Annotated in this window: 14 protein-coding genes; 7 read left to right on the plus strand and 7 right to left on the minus strand. The window is 54.1% G+C overall.

All coding sequences use genetic code 11. The annotated features are described in order from the left end of the window. Positions 1-5 precede the first annotated feature (5 nt). From GHO41_RS05515 to acs, 4 genes are all read right to left on the minus strand, one after another. On the minus strand, positions 6-704 hold the full coding sequence (locus GHO41_RS05515; RefSeq protein WP_048367882.1) for an ABC transporter permease: 699 nt from the start codon (positions 702-704) through the stop codon (positions 6-8). After that, positions 701-1,390 (minus strand): ABC transporter permease, encoded by a 690-nt coding sequence (locus GHO41_RS05520; protein WP_048367884.1) that lies wholly within the window; start codon positions 1,388-1,390, stop codon positions 701-703. Before GHO41_RS05520 ends, GHO41_RS05515 begins: the two co-directional genes overlap by 4 nt. Before the next feature lie 103 nt (positions 1,391-1,493). Next, on the minus strand, positions 1,494-2,279 hold the full coding sequence (locus GHO41_RS05525; RefSeq protein WP_048367886.1) for an ABC transporter substrate-binding protein: 786 nt from the start codon (positions 2,277-2,279) through the stop codon (positions 1,494-1,496). 734 nt (positions 2,280-3,013) lie between these two features. Continuing rightward, the gene (gene acs / locus GHO41_RS05530; protein ID WP_048390147.1) at positions 3,014-4,969 is read right to left on the minus strand and encodes an acetate--CoA ligase; all 1,956 of its coding nucleotides are present in this window, start codon (positions 4,967-4,969) and stop codon (positions 3,014-3,016) included. A 417-nt stretch (positions 4,970-5,386) separates the two neighbouring features. On the opposite strand from acs, the gene GHO41_RS05535 reads away from it, so the two are divergent. Continuing rightward, entirely contained in the window at positions 5,387-5,650 is a 264-nt protein-coding gene (locus tag GHO41_RS05535; RefSeq protein ID WP_048367889.1) for a DUF2790 domain-containing protein, read from the plus strand. Between the two features lie 86 nt (positions 5,651-5,736). On the opposite strand, the gene GHO41_RS05540 is transcribed toward GHO41_RS05535, so the two are convergent. After that, positions 5,737-11,082, minus strand: a complete 5,346-nt coding sequence (locus GHO41_RS05540) for a dermonecrotic toxin domain-containing protein (RefSeq protein ID WP_153433128.1) — start codon at positions 11,080-11,082, stop codon at positions 5,737-5,739. Between the two features lie 551 nt (positions 11,083-11,633). Between GHO41_RS05540 and GHO41_RS05545 the strand changes: the two genes are divergently transcribed. Beyond that, on the plus strand, positions 11,634-12,884 hold the full coding sequence (locus GHO41_RS05545) for a ribonucleotide-diphosphate reductase subunit beta (RefSeq protein ID WP_048367891.1): 1,251 nt from the start codon (positions 11,634-11,636) through the stop codon (positions 12,882-12,884). Between the two features lie 402 nt (positions 12,885-13,286). Then, complete coding sequence (locus tag GHO41_RS05550; RefSeq protein WP_048367892.1) at positions 13,287-13,604, plus strand: helix-turn-helix transcriptional regulator; 318 nt, start codon at positions 13,287-13,289, stop codon at positions 13,602-13,604. Between the two features lie 12 nt (positions 13,605-13,616). On the opposite strand, the gene GHO41_RS05555 is transcribed toward GHO41_RS05550, so the two are convergent. Continuing rightward, complete coding sequence (locus tag GHO41_RS05555) at positions 13,617-14,669, minus strand: MBL fold metallo-hydrolase (protein ID WP_153329598.1); 1,053 nt, start codon at positions 14,667-14,669, stop codon at positions 13,617-13,619. A gap of 229 nt (positions 14,670-14,898) precedes the next feature. On the opposite strand from GHO41_RS05555, the gene GHO41_RS05560 reads away from it, so the two are divergent. Beyond that, on the plus strand, positions 14,899-15,972 hold the full coding sequence (locus tag GHO41_RS05560) for a diguanylate cyclase (RefSeq protein WP_048367894.1): 1,074 nt from the start codon (positions 14,899-14,901) through the stop codon (positions 15,970-15,972). On the opposite strand, the gene GHO41_RS05565 is transcribed toward GHO41_RS05560, so the two are convergent. Next, positions 15,969-16,292 (minus strand): DUF2025 family protein, encoded by a 324-nt coding sequence (locus GHO41_RS05565; protein WP_048367896.1) that lies wholly within the window; start codon positions 16,290-16,292, stop codon positions 15,969-15,971. The genes GHO41_RS05560 and GHO41_RS05565 overlap by 4 nt on opposite strands. Positions 16,293-16,478: 186 nt before the next feature. Here GHO41_RS05565 and GHO41_RS05570 point away from each other — a divergent pair, with 186 nt between their 5' ends. From GHO41_RS05570 to GHO41_RS05580, 3 genes are all read left to right on the plus strand, one after another. Further along, on the plus strand, positions 16,479-16,784 hold the full coding sequence (locus tag GHO41_RS05570; RefSeq protein WP_048385414.1) for a PepSY domain-containing protein: 306 nt from the start codon (positions 16,479-16,481) through the stop codon (positions 16,782-16,784). Positions 16,785-16,977: 193 nt separating this feature from the next. After that, positions 16,978-18,171 (plus strand): GAF domain-containing sensor histidine kinase, encoded by a 1,194-nt coding sequence (locus tag GHO41_RS05575; RefSeq protein ID WP_153433129.1) that lies wholly within the window; start codon positions 16,978-16,980, stop codon positions 18,169-18,171. Position 18,172: 1 nt separating this feature from the next. Beyond that, on the plus strand, positions 18,173-18,670 hold the full coding sequence (locus GHO41_RS05580) for an N-acetyltransferase (protein ID WP_153329595.1): 498 nt from the start codon (positions 18,173-18,175) through the stop codon (positions 18,668-18,670). The last annotated feature ends 90 nt before the right edge of the window (positions 18,671-18,760 follow it).

Consider the following 18,760-nt stretch of genomic DNA (forward strand, 5'->3'; position numbering starts at 1 on the left):
AACACTCAGGCCTTGCGCGGGGCCATGTAGCCCAGCCAGCGGCGTTCTGCCAATTTGAACAGGCGTACCAGAATGAAGGTCAGGCACAGGTAGAACGCACCTGCGGTGATGTAGGCTTCAAACGGCAAGTAATACTGCGCGTTAACGGTACGCGCAGCGCCGGTGATGTCGATCAGGGTCACGATGGACGCCAGACTGGTGGTCTGCAGCATCATGATCACTTCGTTGCTGTATTGCGGCAGCGCCCGGCGCATGGCCGACGGCAGCAAAATACGGCGATACATTTTGCTCGGGGACATGCCCATCGCCTTGGCGGCTTCGATCTCGCCATGGGGCGTGGCCTTGAGGCTGCCCGCAATGATTTCGGCGGTATAGGCGCTGGTGTTGATCGCAAACGCCAGGCACGCACAAAAGGTTGCACTGGACAGCAAAGGCCACATAAAGCTTTCGCGCACGACTTCAAACTGGGCCAGGCCGTAGTAGATCAAAAACAGCTGCACCAGCATCGGCGTGCCGCGAATCACGTAGGTGTAGAGCCACGCCGGGAAATTGACCCACGGGCGCTTGGACACCCGCATCAGGCCCAGCGGCAGCGCCACCAGCAAACCAAAGAACAGTGAAATGCCCAGCAGCTTGAGGGTTTCAACCATGCCGCTGAGGTACAGCGGCATGCTGTCCCAAATGACGTTGTAGTCGAAGATCATAGCTCAGCCACCTTTACGCCGACCGAGTAGCGCTTTTCAAGTTGTCGCAACGCCAGCAGCGACACACTGGTCATTACCAGGTACAGCGCGGCCACCGCGAGGAAGAACGTAAAAGGCTCGCGGGTGGCATCTGCCGCCTGCTTGGCCTTGAACATCATGTCTTGCAAGCCGACCACCGAAATCAGGGCCGTGGCTTTGGTCAACACCAGCCAGTTGTTGGTAAAGCCCGGAATCGCCAGACGGATCATCTGCGGCACCAACACCCGGAAAAACACCTGGAAACGGCTCATGCCGTAGGCCACACCCGCTTCCGCCTGACCTTTGGGGATCGCCATAAAGGCACCGCGAAAGGTTTCGGACAGGTACGCACCAAAGATAAAGCCCAAGGTGAACACGCCAGCCGAGAAGGGGTTAAGGTCGATGTAGTCGTCGTAGCCCACCAGCGGGGCGACGTTGTTGAGCAGGTTCTGACCGCCGTAGAAAATCAGCAAGATCAGCACCAGATCGGGAATCCCACGAATGACCGTAGAGTACAGATCGCCCAGCCAAGCCAGCCAGCGCACTGGCGACAGGCGCATTGAAACACCAATCAGACCTAGAACAATGGCCAGGGCCATGGACGACAAGGCGAGCTGTAGCGTCAGCCAAGCGCCATCGAGGATGACAGCCCCGTAGCCTTTCAACATGATTCAGGCCCTCGAAAAAAAGCGTGAAAATTAGGATGAAAAAATGGCGCAAACTTCAGGGACTCTGTCGCTTGCGCCATTTCAGACTTACAGCCGCGATGATTTACTTGGCTTCTGGGCCGTAAATATCGAAGTTGAAGTATTTTTTCTGGATTTCGTCGTACTTGCCGTTTGCACGGATATCGGTGATTGCACGGTCGATTTTGTCTTTCAGCTCTTTGTCGCCTTTACGCACGGCGATACCGATGCCGTCACCGAAGTACTTGGCGTCAGTGAACGAAGGACCTACAAACGCGTAGCCTTTGCCAGCCGGGGTATCGAGGAAGCCTTCCTGCAACAGGGTGGCGTCAGCCACGGTGCCGTCCAGACGACCGGCTTCGATGTCCAGGTAGATTTCGTTCTGCGAGCTGTAAGGCACAACAGTGGCGCCTTTAGGAGCAAAGACTTCTTTGGCGAAACGGTCGTGAATCGAACCGCGCTGCACGCCGATCTTCTTGCCTTTGAGCTCTTCCAGCGAATCAGAAACGGTTGTGCCGTCCTTCAGCACCAGGCGAGCCGGGGTCAGGTAGTAACGGTTGGTGAAGTCCACCGACTTCTTGCGGTCGTCGGTGATCGACATTGAGGACAGGATGGCGTCGATCTTGCGCACTTTAAGTGCCGGGATCAGACCGTCGAACTCTTGCTCGACCCACACACACTTGACCTGCATCTGCTCACACAGAGCGTTACCGATGTCATAGTCAAAGCCCACAATGCTGCCGTCCGGTGCCTTGGAGGCAAACGGAGGGTAAGCGGCTTCAATGCCAATTTTGAGCGGCTTTGCATCAGCAAACGCCTGCAAGGACAGCACGGACAGTGCCAGGGCGCCAAGAAGCACGAGTTTCTTCATCTTAGGACTCCATCGGTAAAGGGCAATAAATGCAGAGTGAGCCTGAGCCCAATATGCGGAGGTTAAACCGGGAATGCGGCGCCACGTCCTGTTGGTGTTGAAACGAGTTCAGCACTACGACAACGAGCGAGTGATCGGCATTCTAACGACAGGCTTCAAGCCGTTATTTCTTCAATGCGACAACATATTACAAATGCACCGAGAAAGGCGGCTACAAGCATTGACAGCTCTTCGAATTCGTGAAAGAGCAAAAGATATAGAACCTATATGAGTTGCAAATAGCGGGCCTATTATTCGCAAACCCTTCTATTCCGGCAAGTGTAGCCTTTAATCTAATTTTTTAAGGGCCGCCCGAGCGCTCTAAAACGGTGCCTTTGGTGTCACATAGCCCCGTTTTTGGGCGCACGGTTACACACGGGGTAACACTTGAACAAACCCCGTACCCCGCAGGAGTGGCCCCGTCTTCGACGCCGCGCTGTCGCGCAGCAAACAGGCCGCCGATAATCGTCAGCATCCCCCAATCAGCTCCCTCTCCTACGGGAGAGGCGTGGTGAGGGGGCTCTTAGATCAAGATCAACAGATCGCGAGGCAAGCTCGCTCCTACAGGGCCTTAGGAATCAATCACTTATTTGTGTTTGATAGGAGCCGCCGATGGTTGGGCGGGGATTTGATCGGCCAAATAAAAAGCCCCGCCTGACAGCGTCAGGCGGGGCTTTGTTACAACGAAGGAGGCGTCAGGCGACCTTCATGCTCTTGTGGGTGTCGATCAGGTGTTGCACCACGCCCGGATCCGCCAGGGTCGAGATATCGCCCAGGCCGTCATATTCACCCGTGGCAATTTTGCGCAGGATACGGCGCATGATTTTGCCCGAGCGGGTTTTCGGCAAGCCCGGCGCCCACTGGATGACATCGGGCGAGGCAATCGGGCCGATCTCCTTGCGCACCCAGTTTTTCAGCTCCTGACGCAGCGCCTCGGTCGGCTCTTCGCCGCCATTAAGGGTGACGTAGACATAGATGCCCTGCCCTTTAATGTCATGGGGCACGCCGACAACAGCCGCCTCAGCCACTTTGGAGTGGGCAACCATCGCGCTCTCGATTTCTGCCGTGCCCATACGGTGGCCAGACACATTGAGCACGTCGTCCACACGACCGGTGATCCAGTAGTAGCCGTCTTCATCGCGGCGCGCACCGTCGCCAGTGAAGTACATGCCGCGGAAGGTCTTGAAGTAGGTGTCGACGAAACGGTCGTGATCGCCGTACAGGGTACGTGCCTGGCCCGGCCACGAATCCAGAATTACCAGATTGCCTTCGGCCGCACCTTCGATCAGGTTGCCCAGGTTGTCCACCAGCCCCGGCACCACACCAAAGAACGGACGCGCAGCAGACCCCGGCTTGAGCGCATGGGCGCCCGGCAGCGGGCTCATCATGCACGCGCCGGTTTCGGTTTGCCACCAGGTATCCACAATCGGGCAGCGCTCTTTGCCGACCGTGGTGTAGTACCAGTTCCAGGCCTCAGGGTTGATCGGCTCACCCACCGAACCCAGCAAGCGCAAGCTTGAGCCGTCTGCATCTTTAACCGCCGCCTGCCCTTCGGCCATCATGGCGCGAATGGCGGTGGGCGCGGTGTAGAGGATATTGACCTTGTGCTTGTCGACGATTTTCGACACGCGGGTAATGTCCGGGTAGTTCGGCACCCCTTCAAACAACACGGTGGTCGCGCCGTTGGCCAGCGGGCCGTAGACGATGTAGGTGTGGCCGGTGACCCAGCCCACGTCTGCCGTGCACCAGTAGACTTCGCCCGGACGGTAATCGAACACGCGCTCGTGGGTCAGCGCGGCATACAGCAGGTAGCCACCGGTGGTGTGCTGCACACCCTTTGGCTTGCCCGTGGAGCCCGAGGTATAAAGGATGAACAGGGCTTCTTCGGCGCCCATTTCTTTGGGTGCGCAGTGGGTCGAAGCCACGGCCATCAAATCGTGGTACCAGATATCGCGGTGCTTATACCAGGCGATGTCGCCGCCGGTACGCTTGAACACGATAATTTTCTGCACGCTGGAGGTGTCAGGGTTGGTCAGCGCCACGTCGACATTGGCTTTCAATGCCGTGCGTTTGCCGCCACGCACACCTTCGTCAGCGGTGATCACCACTTTCGATTTGCAGTCGATAATCCGCCCGGCCAGCGCTTCGGGCGAGAAGCCGCCGAACACCACCGAGTGGATCGCGCCAATGCGAGTACAGGCCAGCATGGCGACAACCGCCTCTGGCACCATCGGCATATAGATAGTCACAACGTCGCCACGGTGAACGTCCTGGCCGCGCAAGGCGTTGGCCAGCTTGCACACTTCTTCGTGCAGTTCACGGTAGGTAATGTTGCGCTGTTCGGAAGGATCGTCGCCTTCCCAGATAATCGCGACCTGATCACCGCGCTCGGCAAGGTGGCGGTCCAGACAGTTGTAGGAAACGTTGAGAGTGCCGTCGGCAAACCATTTGATATCGACATGGTGGTCGTCAAAAGAGGTTTGCTTCACGGTGGTGAACGGCTTGATCCAGTCCAGACGCTTGGCCTGATCACGCCAGAAGCCATCCGGGTTGATGACCGATTGCTGGTACATCGCCTTGTAGGTCGCCTCGTCAGTCAGCGTATTGGCTGCAACTTCAGGGCGTACGGGATACAGGGAAGCGGCACTCATGTTTCATACCTCTATATTTGTAGTTGTTGTTTTATGACCCTGTTTTAGCCGGGCCTTGGCGTGAGATCCATTCGACGTTGGTAGTAAGAACCCCCCAGAAAAACCATGGTTTTTCCGTGCAAGGCTCAAGACCGATGCTTACAGCGCTTTACCCCGCGCCGACGGATTTGAAATACCTGTAAACACCGTCTGTTTTCGACGATTGTTGCAGAATCTGTCAACAGTCTTTATCAAAAGCCCCTCTATATGCCCGCCCGGCAGCGGCCTAAAATTCACCTCGCCAACCAAGGCACCGCGATTAACGCAAGTTACAGCCCCCACGAAGGCATGTTTAATCGCTCTTACTTAAACCAAGTTTCACACGCAGCCTCACAAAGGCCGCGTGACCCCATTCGACCCTAGACAGGTAAATACGAAATGAAAGCGTTGTTAGTTCTGGCCCTCAGCAGTGTGTGTGTTAGCGCGTTTGCTGATGAAGCAAGTACTCAGGTCTCGCACCAGCAACCGGTTGTAGAACACTATTCCTACTCTTCCGAACTTGATATTGCCAAAGTGATTTCCATGAGCGAAATCCCTAATGTTTGCGAAGTAGTACCGGCCCGCATGGTTTACGAAGACTCGCAAGGCATCAAGCACACTCTCGAATACCGTGTCATGGGTAACGGTTGCTCCAACGGTTAAAGAACATATTATCCCCCAGCGATATGCGGCAGGGCGCACATTGAATACAGTGCAGCCCGCCGCGGCTTTTTGTTCAGCGAGAGATACTAAGGCACAAGCCCGATCACGCTATAGTTTTCCCGCCCCCCGCCCAATCGACTGATGATCAGCGCCAACGAGTCGGCATTCGAAAGAATGACTTCTGCGCGCATTAACTCATCATTGATGAATATGTCCCGCGCATTATCCAGCGTCAGTGCGCCCGTCAATTTCATAATATGTTCAGACACTCGCAAGCCGACATCCTGCCTGGGCATAAGTTGTGAATCTTGCATCTTGAACAACTCATGACGGGGAGTCAGTGCAGACAAGGCCCGGGCCTGCATGATCCTGTTTCTGCTTGCCGAACTGAACGTTACTGGCACAACATCCTTCAACAGTTCAACAAACGGAAGAGCCGAGTTCATGTAAGCAATATCTTCTGAACCCGCGACTTGATGGCTTAATTCGTGAATCATCGTAACCGCTCTGAAGTGACCATTGAAATCAAAGGGCGGCACAGTCGTTTTAAGCTCGTCCATCGTCCCGGCCAGACGGGTATCCAATGGGGTATTAAAAAAAGCGTCTGATAAATAAATATATTTACGTTTATCCAGCATATTCACAAAAGCAATGCGCTCAGCGCCATAAATATGGCCACGCCCTACTACGTACCGTTTTGAACTTATCGGGCTCATGGAGGGTTTGATCAAGCGGTTAAAAATAAGACCGATTACTGAATCTATTTTTCGGGTTTGGACCAAGCTCAAGCGAGAAACGCCGAGAAAATCTCTCAACCACGCAGCATGCGCCAGCGAAGTCACGTCATTCTCAAAAATATGCCTGAGCACATCGCGCCCCTCATTCAGATAAGCAATCGCCCGTTGATGGGCCTCCTGGAGGGCCGTTGCCTTGCCTGGATAAAGCGCTCTAATCTGGGCCATGCCAACAGCATCTTTAATGAAGCCATACCCACCACGCGGTGGTGCATGCCTGCTGAGTATCGGACCGCCGCCAGCCAGCGGCTCCCTGACGTCGACATCCCAACGGCCAGATGCGCTGTCGCGACGCAAGGCAGGTCCGTCCTGATCAGCACCGATGTAAATCCGCCAGCGCCTTTCCAAAAGCTGTGTTTGAAATACTCTGCCGAGAACGACCGCGTAATATTTTTCAGTCAATACACTCTGATAGATATCGGTTAGCGGGTCATGCTTTAACTCTGATAATGAAACGGCATGCTCTATGTAGGGCTCAAGTGCTGATTCATACTGTGCCGTCCACCGTGATTGCCCACCCGCCCCCTCGGATACGGCAGGTGCTCCATAAACTGAGTCTAAGGACTTGACTTCAGTAGTGCCCGCATTGCGCTCTGATGCTCTGGGCTGTCTTGACGTCAAAAGCATCGACAGGCTGGTCACAAATTCGGTCACGGCCTCCCCCCAGTGGGCCTGGGACGCAGCACTGGCTGCCGCTTTCAAGGTGTCTCGGGTTTGCCATATTGTCAAAGGGATAGCCAACCGCGCGGGCATAAACTGGATCGCAGTTGCCATAACCAATGACAGCAGCTCCTTGAAAGAAGCCCAATCTTTCTCAGCTGTGGTGACCGATTGAGATTTCGCCATGCCCAGTAACTGCTGGCAATTATCCTTATACATTTTTGAGAGTAAATTCCCCGTGTAGTCAGCCTGCGAAATCGTCACGGGTGCCGGCGTCACGAACAGATCAACACTGAAAAAATCTTGGCTAATATAATTAATATGCGGCTCTTTAAAACCGCCATTCGCGTATATTTTGCGTTGCCACGGTTTCAGGCGACCTAATAGTTGAGTTTGCAGAACTTCCCGATTGATGATATCCGCTATAAAGCTCGCCTCATCAGGGTACTCTTTAATTGAATATTCACGACTGTACATGACGACCACAATCAGTGGGCCAACCGCCTTGGCATCAGGCCCGACCAGGTATACCCCACTGACCTCATCAGGCACTGCATCGGGACTGGACCGGATAGCAAGTGGGCGCATAACGATACGATGACCTTCAAACAATTCCCGCGCCATTGCATCAGGCATATTGAGAACATGCTCCAGGTAGCAGTAAGCCTTTTCACTGAGCACCCCTTTTAACTTATCCCGAAATGCTATTTCCAGCATCTGTGGCGGTAACTGAGCACAAAATAACTTAAAGCGACCGCTAGACTCCTCCGCATCCACTATTAACTTATTCTCAAGCAAGGTGCGATATTCTTCACCTACGTTTAATTTTCGGACTAACGATTTTACATAGTGTTCATTAAAGCCATTTGGCAGTGAAACGTTCCCCGACACCGAAAAAGTCAGATGGCCTGTCAATTGCCCGAACCCGCGCAAGGCATACGCGCTTAATGTTTGACTTGTACTGGACACTGCACTACCCAGCGATGCAATTTCTCCTGACCAGCCAGGCGAACTCGTTTGAGTGATAATGACATTAACGGCCTCCGGGTCCAACGACTGCATTGGAAAGTCCAGAGCCAGTTGCTTTTTAAGCGCTTTGAACGTGTACTCGTCAATGCCCACAATGCCATGCAAATAATCGCGATCATCAACCACCGCATTACGATAACGTTGCAAAATACGCGAATAGTCATATTTTTCTTTCATTGTGGCGTGGGCCAGCACCTCAGGCAGGGCGGATTCAAACAGCACAGTATCGGCTTGCAGCAGTAACGATGCCACGTTAAAACCGGCCTCAACGGCGACAATATAGTTGTCGACACGGTCTTGAAGTTCTTGACTTGAAACCTTCGCAACAACGCCCTGATGATAAGCACGTCGCGCGTCATCAAGATGGTGTTGCAGACGGCTACTCTCCAGTTCAAGCAAGTAGTCCCCCTCAACAACAGAAAAATAAAACAAATCATCGGTCGTACTCAACAACGCTTTGCTTTCAAGAATAGCGGCGCGCTGAAGACTATTAATAGTGCCTGTCAACTCTACATAATCAACAGGATCCAGAATACGTTGTCGTAATACAGCGCGACATTCATCAACTGAATTAAATGCTTCATACTGTCGTGCAGGGGACCAAAAAATAGCATGTCCCGCGCAGGCTGGCTGGAGCCCGCCCCTCTCGGTAATCAAAAAACAGTTTTCTAGAAACGCCGTAAAATTGGTGCTCTTAACATTCACCGATATCCGGTAGACATCAGGCACAAAATAATAATAGGACGGTCGGTTCGATCGGACTCTATACGTCTGCAGCGCTGTCAAACAACCAACGTCCTGCTGACCAAGCCGTTTGTCATGACCAAAAAAGTAGTATCCACCCGCCCATAACAGCTGAGACTTCAGTTGCACCAGATCATCCAGCAACGTATTACCCGCTGGTAACTGATCTTTAAAGACGGACCGCTCAAGGTACAGTTCAAATTGGCTGGCAAAATCACCGGCCAACTTAAGCAAGACACCATGAAGAACAAGATTTTCATCCGCAGCAAAATACGCGACCTGCCCTGCCGCCCCTGCTGCCCGCTCAAACCGGACTCGCGCGGGTTCGGCAGGTAAAGGTTGTTTTCCCGTCACATGCTCTAAAAATGCATCAACCAACGGCATGGCAGGCACGTCTGCTGAGGATGCGTTAGATTCTGGACCCATAATGCTTACCGAAACATTGCCAGGGTCAAGTAAGTCTCGCCCACTAAGCTGCCAAAGCTCAGCCAACTTTTTTTTGCAGAAGTCGCTCACGGTGGGAAACATTGATAGCTTTGTTGTTACCGCCTGCTCCAACGTCTCAATACGCAGCCGAATGAGATCAATCGGAACGTTAAGCTGATCAAGCAATTCACCGGTTGTTTCAGCCATGGTTTCACCCAGTGAAAATCGGGAACTCCAACGATAACTGTCAAAGGGGATGGATTGATCAGGATTCAGCAATGTCTTTATATTGAGCGCATCGTCCAGCACGGCCAATGCGGTACTTGCATAATCCGCAGATGTTAAAGAGTCTACATAAATACGCTTAACTTCTAACCACTCAATTAAGTACTCCATATCGGATAGCACTTTTTTATAAATCTGAGATTCCAGTGCTGCGTACAAATCGTCATGCAACACGGTATACCCCATGCTGATAGGGTTTGAAGCGCTCCACCGAACACTGTCCGCTCGCGCTACATACCGACTCAGATAATCATCAGGCAACGGCGGGCCGCTCTCGGCTTCCTTGGGGAGCAACACGTTGAAGCGAGGGGATGTGACACGCTGAAAATGCGACCAATTGTTAAATACTTCCAGCCCCCGGTCCCCCATCACAACGAATCGACCATCGACACCGCCAATAAAAAGACCGTACCAAGCTACCAACTCAACGGGGGCATCCGCTGCTTGCTTAAGGTGTATCAACGCAAGCTCTACGTGTGACACATCAACGCCTTGCATACGTTCTTGCAACTGTTTTACGTCCAGGGCAGAGAGTGTTCCATCATGCTGCGCCTGCATAAGACTGCTATATAGACGCTCACTCAAAGTGTCATGCACACATACCTTTAAGCTGGGGAAAAATCCTCGTGACTCATTCCAGTATTGGCCTATGGCCTTACTAAACGTGCTCACCAGATCATGGGTAGAGTCGTGGAGAAAACTGACAAACTCTAACTCTATCTCAGCACTGCTTTTGCCACGTTCACTGCCGCAGGGCAAACGGGGCGCATAGCTAAAGCCCTCATGCTTGGGCAGCGCTTTTTTCAAATAATATTCGAACGCCCAATCCACCAAAGAGCTATTAATTGTCATTTCACTCGTAATAACACTCCCTGCACAGTCTGCCGGAGTAGCCTGCCTTCTTTCTTCCTGCTTAAACTTCAGTCTGTCAAATAGAACAGATCGAATTGAAGGTATGTACGACACCACTTGATGGACGACAAACTGATCATTTCCCAATGAGCGTTCAAAGAGTTGGCTGAGAGTCTTGAAAATGGGTAGCTCCAGCGGCAACAACGTTACATTTATCACATCGTCGCCCAATAAAGCATGCCGACTGGCCAAAGGAACACAGTGTAAAAGAGGGGATTTATCATTCATAATAAACTGTTTATTTATAGCCCTGACTAAATCAGCCCAGCTCAGAAACTTATGAAGCCCCGTCATTAAAGTATAAAAATAATAAGTGTCCGAAGGTAGCACCCCGGTAGCAAGTACAAATGCCCCGCGTAAATATTCCGGTTGGTCATCTGCTCGCGCTAACGCTACTTGACTCACATACAGCGGGGCAATCGCAGGCACTGTATTGACCGCATAAGTCCCCAAGGCCTGTTGAAGCCAGATTTTTTCAACGCCGGTGATCAGTCCATCAGCAAGCGCCGAATTCGTACATCGCTCAAAGTCCGATTTTATAAAATTTTCCGAGTAATACTTTAACGGTACTGTTTGACTCATCTTGGCGACCGTCTCATGGATGGGCAGTTACGCGTTATCCACGTCACGCGCCCTGATGAAAAAGACCTTACGAGTCTTACCGCCTGGACAGGCACTACATAGATCTATACAGATATCGGCTGCCCCCTCCCACGCTTACGCACATGCTCATGAAAAAAACGGGCGACCGGTCCTCAGCCGGGAAAGCCGTGCCCGGCCGCCACTGCGTTGAAGTCCAGGCCAAATTTAGGTCATTTCGTCGCATCGGCCGAAAAAAAACTGGCTGAAATACCCTGTACAAACCCCGTATACTTCGGCCCTCCAAAGGGTGCTAACACCCTGAGCGGGCTGCCCACCAAGCTGCTCCGGCTTTAAAGGCCAGGGCGAGATGCTATCGTTACTGCATCCCCCGAGCGACAGCGGGTCGGCCCCGAACACATTCATGTTTATGCGTGCGTAAACCGCTACTGCAGCAACATTTCTTAGATCCAAGTGGCCTATGGGCCGTGTGCAAACCAAACCATCAGTGTTACCACACGGGCACAAGGCCCTCACGCAGGAGACGACACGTCATGCTGAGCTGGGACGAATTCGACAAAGAAGACGAAGGCGAAGTCGCTGTTAAAGGCGCCAACGCAGGCCACGCAACCGAAGCCAACATGGACCGCCTGGACGCAGCTGGCGGCGTTGCGGCCCAGGAAGCCCGTGCTGTCACCGCTACCGACTCGGCAGCGATCAAGCGCGCCAAAGCAGCCCTGGACAAGCTCGACATCGCTGAAGGCCTGGCAGAACTCGAAGGCGCCAGCGCTCGCGTTGCCGTTGACGAAAAAATGATGATCAACTGCCGTGCCGACCTTAACCAGCTCGTACCATTCAAGTACGACTGGGCCTGGCAGAAGTATCTGGACGGTTGCGCAAACCACTGGATGCCGCAAGAAGTCAACATGACCGCCGACATCGCCCTCTGGAAAAACCCGGAAGGCCTGACTGACGACGAGCGTCGCATCGTGATGCGCAACCTGGGCTTCTTCTCTACTGCTGACTCCCTGGTTGCCAACAACCTGGTGCTGGCCGTGTACCGCCTGATCACCAACCCGGAATGCCGCCAGTACATCCTGCGCCAGGCGTTCGAAGAGGCGATCCACACCCACGCCTACCAGTACTGCATTGAATCGCTGGCCATGGATGAAGGCGAGATCTTCAACATGTACCACGAGATCCCGTCGGTCGCTAAAAAGGCAACCTGGGGCCTGAAGTACACCCGTTCGATCTCCGATCCGAAGTTCGAAACCGGCACCGTTGAAACCGACAAAGAACTGCTGCGCAACCTGATCGCCTACTACTGCGTTCTGGAAGGCATCTTCTTCTATTGCGGCTTCACCCAGATCCTGTCGATGGGTCGCCGCAACAAGATGACCGGCGTTGCCGAGCAGTTCCAGTACATCTTGCGTGACGAATCCATGCACCTGAACTTCGGCATCGATGTGATCAACCAGATCAAAATCGAAAACCCGCACCTGTGGGACGCTGAAATGAAGGAAGAAGCGACCCAGATGATCTTGCAGGGCACTCAGCTCGAGATCGAATACGCGCGTGACACCATGCCACGCGGCGTACTGGGCATGAACGCGGCCATGATGGAGGACTACCTCAAGTTCATCGCTAACCGCCGCCTGTCGCAGATCGGCCTGAAAGAAGAATACCCGGGCACCACCAACCCATTCCCATGGATGAGCGAAATCATGGACTTGAAGAAAGAGAAGAACTTCTTCGAGACGCGGGTGATCGAGTACCAGACTGGCGGCGCGTTGAGCTGGGATTGATCCCTGGCTTGAACTGACTGCTGATAAAAGGGGCTGCCGCGAGGTGGCCCTTTTTTGTTTTCAAGATGTCGCCCCCTGTAGCAGTTGACGAGCCTGCGAGGCTACGTCCGACTGCGCAGCAGTCGTAAAACCTCAAGGCCAGATCAAAAGATCGCGAGGCAAGCTCGCTCCTACAAAAACATCGCCCGCCCTGTCGTTGTTGAAGAGCCTTGCGAGGCAACACCGGCTGCGCAGAATGGTTTATATCGAAGTTTTCGACCGTTGCTTACCGCGCAAACGGGCTTGAATCACGGGTTCTCTGCGACCGCACTGATTCAAAAAATGAGTTTGATCGACCTCGAAAACAACTGTATAAAAACACAGTATATTTTCAAGCACTGACTCAGCCCTGGAGATCTCCCCATGCCCAACTCAGCCATGCGCAACACGTTTGAACGCATCATCATTAACCAATTCACCCCGCTGCACTGTGCGCAAGCCCGGGAACTGCTCGGCTGGAGCCTCGAACAACTGAGCGACAAGTCAAAGGTCTCGGTGCCGGCCATTCAACGGTTTGAAGCCTCCGAACGGGTGCGCGATGTCACTCTCCTGGCCCTGGCTTACTCCCTTGAAGCCGAAGGCCTGGTGTTTTTCCCGGGCTTTGCGCCAAGTTGGGCCAGTAACTTTCGCGGCACCACGCCCGACCCAATGGGCCGGGAGGACTTTGCCCTGATCGAGTAAACCGCCCGCACCTCAGAGGCTGGCCTGTTTGGCCGGCACTTCGTCGGTGGCTTGCACGCCAAGCCACCAGGCGCGGCCTTTGTGGGGTTGCATCAGGTTAAAGGCTTCACCCATGGCAGGCGTCGAGATAAGCACATTACGTTCTGCTGCCAACGCCACAATGCGCTCAAACGGTTCGTACCAGGCATGAAAGGCCAAATCAAAGGTGCCGTTGTGAATCGGCAGCAACCATCGGCCTTTCAAGTCGATATGGGCTTGCAGGCTGTGTTCAGGCTGCATATGCACATCGGGCCAGTCAACGTTGTAGGCCCCCGTTTCCATGAGGGTCAGATCAAAGGGGCCAAACTGCTCACCGATCAGTTTAAAACCGTCGAAGTAGCCAGAGTCGCCGCTGAAGAAAATCCGCACGTCATCAATAATCATGACCCACGACACCCACAGGGTCTCGTTGTGGTCAAACAACCCTCGACCCGAAAAATGCTGGCACGGTGTGGCGATAAATCGAATGCCGTCACGTTGTGTTTCTTGCCACCAATCCAGTTGCTGTACTTTGTTTGCAGGCACGCCCCACTTGATCAGCAGGTCGCCCACCCCTAGCGGGGCCAAAAAGTGCTCGGTCTTGGCCGCCAGTTGCAGCACTGTTTTCTGGTCAAGGTGATCGTAGTGGTTATGCGACAGGATTACGCCTTGCAACGGTGGCAGTTCATCCAGGGTGATCGGCGGTGCGTGAAAACGCTTGGGCCCCGCCCACTGAAACGGCGAAGCACGCTCGGCATACACAGGGTCGGTCAGCCAGAATTTGCCCTTGAGCTTGAGCAACAAGGTGGAGTGCCCCAGCCGGAACACACTGAAGTCAGGCGCTTTATCCAACGCTTCGCGGCTCAACGGGGTGACCGGGATCGCTGCGGCGGGCCGAGTGTTTGAAGGTTTTTGGAACAGCATCTTCCAAAAAATGCCCAAGGTTTTGCCCAAGCTTGCGGCGGGCCTGACACCCTGATTTCGAAACTTACCTTGATGCTGCTCGGCAGGCTTAAGCTCAGACTTTGTCGAAGACTCGATTGGCATGCTTCAAAGACTCCAGAAGACAAAGTGCAATTATTACGCTGGTTTTTTGGGCGGTAGAAGGTCAATCGTCATTTTCTAACATCCAAGTGTTAGTTTTAAGGTTATTCCCCTTAAAGCTCAGGCAGAATGCCAGCATCGATGATCGACATTACCTGCACGTTAAACCGACACGTCTGTGTTTAACGAGCGGGTGTGGCATTCCGTGCCTCAACACCTTGCGCAGATACCTATGAACACTCAAAGAGGTAAAGGTTTGTCATTTTCACGGCGCATTTATGTGCCGCGAACCTTTGGCCTGGGAATTGGTTGCCTGTGCGTGATGCCTGCTCTGTACCCATTGAACATGCCCACCTGGGTCTGGGTATTGTTCTTCGCCTCGGGTTTTGCCTGGCCACAACTGGCCTACTTGCGCTCTTCCCGCTCGCCATACCCGTATCGTGCTGAACGCCGCAACATATTGATGGATTCTGTGTTGGGCGGCTTTTGGGCTGCCACCCTGCAGTTCAATCCTCTGCCGGCCATCATTATTGTGTCGATGATGACCATGAACAACGTGGCGGTCGGCGGTGCAAAAATGCTGCTCCGCGGGCTCGTGGCGCAATGCGTGGGCATTGTCATCTCATGGCTGATGTTCGGGATTGCCTTCAACCCTGAGACCACATCGATACAACTCTATGCGTGCCTGCCCATTCTGATCCTCTACCCGTTTACCGTGGGCATGATCAGTTATCGAATGGCTACCACCCTGGCCGCGCACAAGCGCGCCTTCAGCGCCCTCAGCCGTACCGACAGCCTGACCGGCCTGCTCAATCACGGCTCCTGGAAAGACCTGCTGCAACTCAGCTTCCATACCTGCAAGCACACTCACGCAGACGCCACGCTGGCGCTGATTGATATCGACCACTTCAAGCGTATCAATGACACTTACGGGCACATTGTCGGCGACAGCGTGCTGCGCCAGTTCAGCATTGCACTCAAGGAAAACCTGCGCGCAGAAGATCTGGCCGGACGTTATGGCGGCGATGAGTTTTGCGTGATTTTGCCCAACCGCTCGCTGGCGCAGACGCAAGAAATCATGGAGCGTCTGCGCCACCGCTGCTGCGACTTTCGCTACCCCGATGCACCCGAGCTGCGCTTTAGCCTGAGCATCGGGCTGGCCTCATGCCAGGCGGCCTTCACCGACGCCTCGATGTGGCTCAACGAGGCCGACAAGGCGCTGTACATCGCCAAGAACACGGGCCGCAATAAAATCAGCATTGGCTCTGGCGACCTGCTGGCAAACACCGTGCTGGGCGAGCCTTAGCTGAGGCAGCGACGCACCGCTGAAATTTCCGGTACATCTTCGCGCCGCATGTACACCCGCAAGGGTTCTGTGATGTTCAGGCGATCGTCGATATTTTGATCCAGCAACAACTGAATCAACTCGCGCTTGAGGGTCATGGTGTCGGCCCCGACGGCTTGCCAGACAAACTCGCTGGTGGGGGTGATGGCGTCGTCGGCAACATCCATCCCGAATGAGTCCTCGCTAAAACGTACGATGTACTGCTGCGTCTTGCGATTGAATCCGACAAAACCGTGGAGATCGTCGGCGGCCTGGCAGATGAGTTGCGAAGTGATGCGCATGGTAAACCTCTCTCTGGAAACGATGGTTTACACACAAGGTGAATGCTCATCCCTCTGACGGGGACGCTAATGACTCAAAGGGTACGTCACACCTTTGGTTTCAGGCAAAGGGCAAAATTAAGGATGAGTTAAGTTGCCATGGTTACTCTGATCCCACCTAAACAGATCACCCCAGAGGGATTAACCATGAAAGCACTTAACGTCATCTTCGCCGCTACCGCCCTGACCCTGACTGCCGGCCTGGCTCAAGCCGATGTGCGCCCTGACCATATTCCGGGCTTGCTCAAGTCGGGCGAAATTGCCGCTTTTGAGAAACTCAACCAAGCGGCGCTGGACAAGCACCCCGGCGCGACCATCCTCGACACCGAGCTGGACCATTCCTACGGCAAGCTGGTGTATGAAGTTGAATTGCGCGACACCAAAGGCGTGAAGTGGGATGTAGACATGGACGCCAAAACAGCCGAAGTCCTGCAAGACAAACAAGACACCTGATTCCCGCTGTCCATCGCCTGCTATAGGAGCGAGCTTGTCTCGCGATCTTTTGACCTTTTAAAAGATCGCGAGGCAGTTGGCTCCTACAGGGGTCAGGCGAGCAAATGCATACAATATTTATACAAATTTGTACCGGTATTCCCAGACTGGCTAGAATCATCTTTTTATAACATTCAAGCCGAGATTCTCTTCTATGAGGCCAAGTGCCGCTGCGGATATCGCCACGATTAACCGGATCAGCGCAGTCCCGGCAATCCTTCAAGTCGTTACTGAAATGACCGGCATGCGCTTTGCTGCCGTTGCCCGGGTGACACCTAACAGCTGGACAGCCTGCGCCGTGCTCGACAACTTGGGGTTTGGCTTGAAACCCGGTGGCGAACTGGATCTGGTCACGACGCTGTGCTTTGAAAGCATGAACTCGCAGCAGCCCATTCTCATCGACAAAGCCAGCGAAGACCCGCAGTACCACGACCACCCAACGCCCAGAATCTACCGGTTCGAGAGCTACTTCACGATACCGGTGTACCGCACCGACGGCCGCTTCTTTGGCTCGCTGTGCGCCTTGGATCCTGAACCCGCGACCCTTAAAAACACCTCCATCCAGGCCACACTGGAGTCTTTTTCGCGCCTGCTCTCGCTGCAGATCGAAGCCGAAGAAAACCTGGAACAGGCGCAGTCAGAGCTGGCTCTGGCCCGTGAGCACGCAGAGCTGCGCGAGCAGTTTATTGCAGTGCTCGGCCATGACCTGCGCAACCCGTTGTTCGCCATGACGACTGCGGCTGATCGCTTGCTCTGCAAGTACCCGAACCCTCAAACCCACGATCTTGTGCAACACATCAAAACCTGCGGCCTGCGCGCCTCGCAGTTGGTCGAGGATGTCCTGGATTTCGCCCGTGGAAGGCTCGGCAGCGGGATCCCGGTGCTACTGAGCCCGTGCCCGGACCTCGCGCAAGTGCTAGAACACGTGATCTCGGAAGTCCGCCATATTTACCCTGAGCGGCAGATCGACTCGGCAATCGGCTCGCTAGAAAGCATTGAATGTGACAGCAGCCGCCTGGCTCAGCTGCTATCCAATCTGCTTGCAAACGCCATCGCCCATGGCTCTGCCACAGGTCCGGTGCACATCACCGGGACGACGCAAAACGCACTGTTTGCGCTAAGCGTGACTAACCAGGGCCAGCCGATTCCAGTTGAAGCGCTGCAGCATTTATTTCAGCCTTACTCGCGCCCTGCCAGCAACACCCCGCAAGCCGGTCTTGGCCTGGGTTTGTACATTGCCAGCCAGATTGCCCTGTCTCACAATGGCCGCTTGAGTGTGATGTCGGACGAACTGCACGGCACCACGTTCACCTTTACCATGCCGCTTTCCCTGCCCCCTGACGCCTAGCATGACCCGCCTCTGCCCCTACGAAGACCTTAACGCTGAGCAGCGCGAGCAACTGCTCGGCATTGAGGTGCTGCCAGAACAGTTACCGTTCAGTGGTGACATCGCATGCGCCTTGTACTCATTGCCCGCGCAATGCCATCCGGGGATCAGAGGCTTTGCCCTGTTAATCGATGAACGCCCTGTGGCCTTTATGCTGCTCAAGCGGCATCCGCTGTTGGCGCACTGGGCTGACGCCGGCAGCGCCACGCTGCACGCCTTGCAGGTGCACAGGCAAGTGCAAGGCCAAGGGCTGGGCAAAATCTGTTTGCGCTTGCTCACGCAGGACATCCAGCACTACTGGCCCGACGTCAGTCAGTTGATGTTGTCGGTGAGCCCGGACAACACGTCAGCCCTGGCTTTTTACTTAAGCCAGGGCTGGTCTGAGCGCGGCGAAGCCTATCGGGGTGAGCGGCGTTTGGTGTTGCCTCTCACGCCCTTGCAGGCAAAGCCTGCGGCTTGACCGGCCCCCCGTTAAAACGAGCCTTTGGCAAAACGCGAAGTTGGTAATAGGAAAAACGCCTAAATAAACCTTATTTTTCAGAAAATTCTC

This window comes from Pseudomonas sp. FSL R10-0399, assembly GCF_009600165.1.
In the GTDB taxonomy this organism is placed as follows: domain Bacteria; phylum Pseudomonadota; class Gammaproteobacteria; order Pseudomonadales; family Pseudomonadaceae; genus Aquipseudomonas; species Aquipseudomonas helleri.